At 42.3% G+C, this 6,656-nt stretch carries 4 protein-coding genes and 1 pseudogene; 3 read left to right on the forward strand and 2 right to left on the reverse strand.

The annotated features are described in order from the left end of the window. Positions 1-93: 93 nt before the first annotated feature. Both KGF65_RS16045 and KGF65_RS16050 read right to left on the reverse strand, forming a co-directional pair. Positions 94-318 (reverse strand): hypothetical protein, encoded by a 225-nt coding sequence (locus tag KGF65_RS16045; RefSeq protein ID WP_056988833.1) that lies wholly within the window; start codon positions 316-318, stop codon positions 94-96. Between the two features lie 2 nt (positions 319-320). Then, positions 321-1,094, reverse strand: coding sequence for a ParA family protein (locus KGF65_RS16050; RefSeq protein WP_056988831.1), 774 nt, complete (start codon positions 1,092-1,094; stop codon positions 321-323). Between the two features lie 776 nt (positions 1,095-1,870). On the opposite strand from KGF65_RS16050, the gene KGF65_RS16055 reads away from it, so the two are divergent. From KGF65_RS16055 to KGF65_RS16065, 3 genes and pseudogenes are all read left to right on the forward strand, one after another. Next, positions 1,871-3,403: a primase C-terminal domain-containing protein gene (locus tag KGF65_RS16055; RefSeq protein ID WP_155430191.1), complete on the forward strand. Its 1,533-nt coding sequence runs from the start codon at positions 1,871-1,873 to the stop codon at positions 3,401-3,403. Between the two features lie 309 nt (positions 3,404-3,712). Beyond that, complete coding sequence (locus KGF65_RS16060) at positions 3,713-6,187, forward strand: pLS20_p028 family conjugation system transmembrane protein (RefSeq protein WP_216788244.1); 2,475 nt, start codon at positions 3,713-3,715, stop codon at positions 6,185-6,187. Positions 6,188-6,450: 263 nt separating this feature from the next. Then, a pseudogene (locus KGF65_RS16065) lies at positions 6,451-6,656 on the forward strand (hypothetical protein); the annotation flags it as partial.

Below are 6,656 nucleotides of genomic sequence, written 5' to 3' on the forward strand. Positions count from 1 at the left end.
GGTGTAAAAAAAAGCCACTTTTTAAAGTGACTTTTTTTAACAAGTAACAAGTAACAAGTAACAAGTAACAAGTAACAAGTAACAAGTAACAAGTTACTTGTTACTAAGCCCTAAAGCACTTATCCCAGCTTCTAGAATAGTGTCCAATACATCTACTTTAGTTTTTTTCTGTTTATACGCAACTTCATTTATGAGTTCATACTTGCTCTCTTTGACTCTAAGAGGTTTTGTTTTTTCTTCTTTAGCAAATGGGCTTGTTTTACTTTCCAGCCTTTCTTTTGCATGAATCTGATTGAGAAGACTTTTCTTTTCAGGCATTTTTATTTCTCCATTCGTGTCAATGCTTCATCTAAAACTACTTTGTACATGTGCAGTACTCGCTTGTCCCAAAGGTCATTATTTTTAATACCACTTCTACCAAATCTTTTAACGCGTTCTCTTTGATAGATATTTTCATGGAACAATGCTGGGCCAAGTGATTCTGAAGCGTCTTTGATAATTTCTTGATCAACGCGACCGTCTATCTTCACAAGATATTGAATTATGCCAAGTAAATCGAAGTGTGATTCGTACTCGGTCAAGTCTTGAAGATAGCTAATAAATTTTAATGTACTAGAATATGCTTGTTCCTGAGTTTGCAGTACACCTATAATGTAATCCGAAGCTAAAACAGCGTTATTGACAAAGTTTGATAAAGTTGGTGGTATATCGATTAAAACAAAGTCATAATCATTCTTTATATTACTTAGAAGTTTATCAAGAAGGTATTTACGCTCATCTTTTCTATACTCTTCTAGCATATCTGGGAATGCGGATAGTGACCAATCACTGACTAACATATCAAAGTAGTCAGTAAATTTTGTCACAGACTGAGACAGGTCAAATAATTTTAGTCCATTCATAAATTCATTTTTGGGTTTGCTAATGATCTTTGGGTATGTTTTCTTCATAATTTCACTAGCGTTACCTTGAGGATCAAAATCTACTAATAATACTTTTCTTTTAGTTTCAGCTAATAAATAGGAAAAAAGACAACTAGTTGTAGTTTTTCCAACCCCACCCTTGAAATTACCGATTGTTATTACTTTAGTCATGAAGCCACCTCTTTCAATAACCTAAATATAATACAAAAAGGCGATTTTGTAAACATATTTTTGTAACAAGTTACTTGTAACATGTAACAAGTAACTTGTTACAAAAACAGTGATATTTCTTTTGTATTAAGGTTGCTTTAATTTGTAACTATGTTATATTTAGGTTAACAAAAAAGAGCGTCGATCAAGGAGTTATTTCCAGTAACTCTCTGATCAGCAAACCAAGTACCGGGATACTTGATCGCCTTTAACGCTCGTCTTTATAGATGGCAAGCTAGGATATGAACTACTAAAAGTAGTCAACTCTAGTTGCCTGATAGGAATATTATACTAAACCTATTAGGAATATGCCAGTCGAAAAGTCGAGTTAAACGCATACATAGGTTTAGTTAAAGCAGATTAAGTTATCCCAGTGGGCGGCTTAATCTGCTTTTTGTGTAGTTAAGTCTAGAGGGAGAAGTGCTCCATGTTTGTTGAAACCTGTTAAGCTAATCCCAATTAAAAATTAAATAAACAAAAAATCCCCGTGGGGCTAATCACGGGAACTCATAGAACTATCAACGAATGAGTTAATTGTACTCGTACCAGTTACGTTTGGCAAGAATGCAGTTTGATGAATTTGACCGCCCTAAGAGCCAAGTTGGGGTTTAAATACCAAGTAGCCACGTTAACTGGAGCGATTGCTTAAAAATCTAGTGTTTGAACGTTTAATTCTAATACATAAAAATGATGACTAAGAACGCTACGGCGTTCTTTTTTAGTAGGGGGTGAGCAGTATGTCAGCGATGAAAACAGCACAACAAGCGATTGATTTGATTTTGCATCAAGGGTTACGGGAAACTAAAGCCCAGCATAGTAACGTCTTGAAGTTAGAAAAAACGATTCCGGAGAAGCAAAATAAGCAAGGTGCGATTGCCATGTATCGCAGTAAAGCCCAAATGGCGAAAAGCTGGGGGACGATTTATACCTCCAAAGAAGCAGTCTACGATAACTATACTAACAGCACGCATTGGACGCCCAATATTTTTAACTACCTCACCTATACTGATGCGGCTAAGCATTATGTAAAAGGCACTAAGGAACAAAATTTAAGTCAGATCAATACGTTAGTGGTTGACGTTGACTACGGTGATGCTGAGGAACGGCAAGCGAAGTTTGCCGAGGTTTGGGACACGGCGATGTTAGACGTACAGTTTCTCCCAACCTTAATTTTGGCGACTACCAAGGGCTATCATATCTATTATGTCTTTGATGAGCCAGTGTTCGTCCGTCGTCATGCTAATGGGAAATTGCCGGCAGTGCGTGCGGCTAAAGCGATTGCTAAGTCATTAAAGCAATACTACGCGCAAAAGTTGCCGGCGGTTGATGTGACTTGCAACAGCTTTGGCGTTTTTAGAGTTCCGCGACCAGACAATATTGAATATTTTGAGCCTAAAATGACGGTTGACTTCCAAGCTTTAATGACTTGGAGTATTAATTTTGCGAATGATCAGCACCAAATTAAGGCTCAAACTACTCAACGGTCTTTTAAGGCTCGGCGGACTAGTCGCCAGATTGACCAACCGTGGTTTCAAGCCTTAATTAACCAAACGGACATTGATCAAAACGTGGGCTATGGTCGGCACAATACAATCTTCACGCTGGCCTTAGCTTGCTATTCCTCAAATGTCTCGCAAGTCCAATGCTTTGATATTTTGGACGAATTTAACAGCAATCTTAACCACCCGCTGGCGACACAGCACGTTCAAAAAGTAATTAATGATGCTTATTCAGGTCAGTTCCATGCGGCCAGCCGTGAATATGTGAATGCGTTGCTAGAAACTTGGGTTCCCGATGCTGACAGGCGGGTTTATTTGCAGCGTTCGCAAACGACCTGGTACAAGTATGCGAAGCCACGTTCAGAACGCGTTAATAGTCACGTCCATGAATGGCAAGCAGATCTTATGGCTTACTTTAACCAAAGAATTTTCCGGGACAATAACTGGTTTACCAGGACGTCTTTACGGCACATTTCCCAAGAATTAAATATTTGCTTAGGTAGTCTAACCAAGGCCCTGAAAGATCTAATTGATCAAGGCTTAGTTTATCGTGAAAAAGGTAGCGGTCGGCAAGCAACGAAGTTTGCGACTCGTAGTAGCTTGTTACAACATGCGATGAGGTTACAACGCCAACAGCGATTAAACTATTGGATAACGGTTGCTCGGTTATTAGAACCCTCAGAAGAATTAGTGGCGTTACAACAATTGAGTCTTGATGATCGCCAAGATCATCACCACAACGCCCAATTGAGCTTGCTAGATACGGGTTAAAATCTAGTGTTCTAAAATGCCATTACGTATCTATAGTTCTGGACACGGGTTTCTTGGTTGGGGACTGGGTAGGCCTGCTGGGAGTTAGCTGGGCTAGACTAGGGTGTTATTTAGTTATTAGTCGTCCCGTCGCCTCCTAACCGTTTATAACTAACTCCTCACGTGAGACGCATGATCACGATTCAAGCTACTCCGCCTAGGCGGGTTTTAAGCCGGGAATATTCGGCCAATATCAGTTGAGTAGTGTTGCTCGCTTTTGATGAGCAGTAGGTAAGCTAACTGTAAATCGAAAGTGAGAGGGGTTTGGTTATGACAACGTTTTTTCAGTGGTTAGTGGTACTAGCGTCCGGGTATCAAGTGCCCGAAGCATTGCTTAATAATAACCAATTAGGAGATAAGATTCTTAATTGGGGCGGCAGTTCTTTAGGAGAGCAGGGTGATGGAGTTGTTAAGTTTTATCTATCATGGCATGCTGTCTTGCACACGGATATTTTAGCGATTCAGAAGATTATTGGGACGGTCAATGGGTGGATTTTATTAGGTCTGTATCATACGGCGCAGGCTTTAGAGAGTGTGTTTATGGCGGTTTTAAAACTGTTTGGCTTTTTTTCTAATTTTAATGTTGGTGAAATGGGCACCCTTTATAAGACCATCGTGTTATTAGGATTCGCGCTTTTAACGATTGGGTTAGGTTATTTGCTGGTTGAAAATATTTTTCGGGCTAAGACGAAACTACATGAAGTGATTACGAACTTGGTGGTGGTGATTGCAATCTTAGTAATGTTGCCGTTTGGGACTAACTTGTTTAGTCAATTCGTGACGGCCGGTGCCCAAGATATTGTTGGTAATAATGGCAGTGGTGTAACCAGCATTGCAGTACAACCGGTTCAGAATAATATTGTCGATTCAGTAGCTCTAGCCAAAAAAGGGTTTGACGTTAATCCGGCGAAATTAGATGGTCAAATGGCCAAATATAACGGGATTAATGCGGACAACATTGGCTATTTGGACCTTTCAGAAGTTATTGCGTCGGATAATTTAAAAACGAATGCGATTCCTAAGGGTGTTGATAATGTCTTTAAGCATCGGGTAAAAATGGGGGCGGAAACGAATCAATATACGGTTGAGGACGCCACCTTGCCAAGCAAGCAAAGTCAGTTAACCAAGGCCTTTGAGTCGGTTTATCCACGTTATACTGGCCATTTCGTTATCGCCGATTTACAACTCTTATTGCTTGCTTGTATGTTTGGGCTAATTGCCTTTCGCGTTGGCAAATCTTGGTTTGAAATTTTGATGCTCAATGCCTCAGCGCCGCTGATGGGTTTTCAAGACTTACGCACCAATCAACGGTTAAAAGAAGTCATGCAAGCAATCCAAGGCTCGTTTATCGGGATATTCGCTGAAATGATTGGCTTACGGCTGTTTCTAATTGCCTTAGATTATCTGGGGTCAGCCGATAATCCGGGCGTGTCTTTTCTAAAACAATATCCAAATTCGGCGTTGCCGATCGGCTTTTTCTTAGTACTTATGTATCTGTCTTGTTTTGTGGCGTTTATGTCCGGAGTTAGTCTGATTGAACGTTGGACGGGGGTACCTCAATCCAAAAATGGCACCGCATTAGGTGCTCTGATGGGTCTCGGACTGGGTCTAACTGCGGCTGGTAAAGGAGTTAAGGCAGGGGCTAAAGGCGTTAAAGCTGGGGTTAAGGGAATTAGCATGGCCCGGGAAGGCATGAAAGGGTCTTATCAGAAAATGGTTGATGGTTTGACTGGTGAGGCGTCCGCTCTGCCTGATTCAACTAAAGCGACACAAGCTAACGACCAGCAACAGACGAATCCAACCACTGGTCAGCCAACAATGGATCGCGCCGATCAGGGTGATCAACCAAAAAGCAATCAGCAACCAACCGAGGAAACGGAGACGAGCGCCGAGGCTGGTAAATCCGTAAAGGCCGATCCGTCTTCTCAAGCTGCACCTGATGGCACCGAGACCGCAACGGGTGATGGTGCTGGTAAGAAAGTGCCGCTGATGCCTGCCCCAACTGTAAATTCTGATCAGGAACCAGATAAGGATTCAGATGAGAAATTGCCAGATCCGACAGCTGATGTCACTGCAGATAAAAACACTAATCAAGGGCCAACTAAAGAAACGAGCACCAATGCTAATGGTAACTTACCTGATCCGACAACTGAGGAAGCCCCAACCGATAAGGCTGGTACGGAAACTGCTAAAGAGACTGAGGCTAGTCTTGAGGGAACCATACCAAACCCAACTGTAGAGGGGACTGTTCCTAGCAATGATGATCAACAATTTGATCAGGGTGCACCGACAGTTGGGGCAGAGGTTAATTCAGCGGATCGTCCAGAAGGCTTAACCCGTGAAGATGGTGCTAGCGAGCCAATGTCACAACCAGCACATGGTGATCAAGCAAACAAAGGCGTTATTCCGGAAGGTGTCATTTCGAATGGCATCATTCCAAAAGGCGTCATTTCGGACTATGAGGAGGATGAGCGAGAGGTCCTTGAGCGTCCCGTTGATGATCAACCCGGGTCGGTGAATGATGCCGCTCCAGTTGACCGTACCACCACACAGCCCCAAAGCTCGCACGAGGTAAAGTCAGCATCAGGTAGGCAACCGGTAATGGCCAGTGGGTCCAAGCGTTCAGCGGGTAAGACCTTAACCAAGGCTGGTACAGTGTTAACGACTGTTGCCCGTGAACAGGGTGGGGATAAGCAAAGTATGGTTAACTTACCCGAAATTAAGATTGATGACTCGATTTACTAGGGTTGCAATTATCAGAGGAAGGACGTATTATAACAATTGTTAATGGCTTACCGGCTATTAATGGTGGTAGTAACCTACCTCGCAAACAAATCAACCTGTATTCAACTAGGCTAGTGATGGTGAGTACCATCACGGTCTTGGTTAGCGCGTCCCTTACCGGGGGCGCGTTTTTTTGTGCGCTTATTTGGGTCGTCAAGGTAGTAGTGCACCCATGATAAAAGCACTAGGTAAGCTAAGGCTATTCAAAGAAAGGAGACAGGTTGATGAATCAGAATAATATGCCCAATGTCGGGGTGACGCCGGACGTGAAGGCCCGTATGAAGGTCTTCTTGTTTTACGTCGCCGATATTGTCTTAGTGCTCGTTTGGTGTGGGGTGGCGATGATTATCGCTAACTTAGTGTTTCCAGACAGTCGAGCTGGTATTAATTGGCTGTTTCAAGGAATTAATCTGGTTTTTGCGGTTTGGTT

Source organism: Lactiplantibacillus sp. 30.2.29 (genome assembly GCF_018991255.1).
GTDB classification, from domain to species: Bacteria; Bacillota; Bacilli; order Lactobacillales; family Lactobacillaceae; genus Lactiplantibacillus; species Lactiplantibacillus pentosus.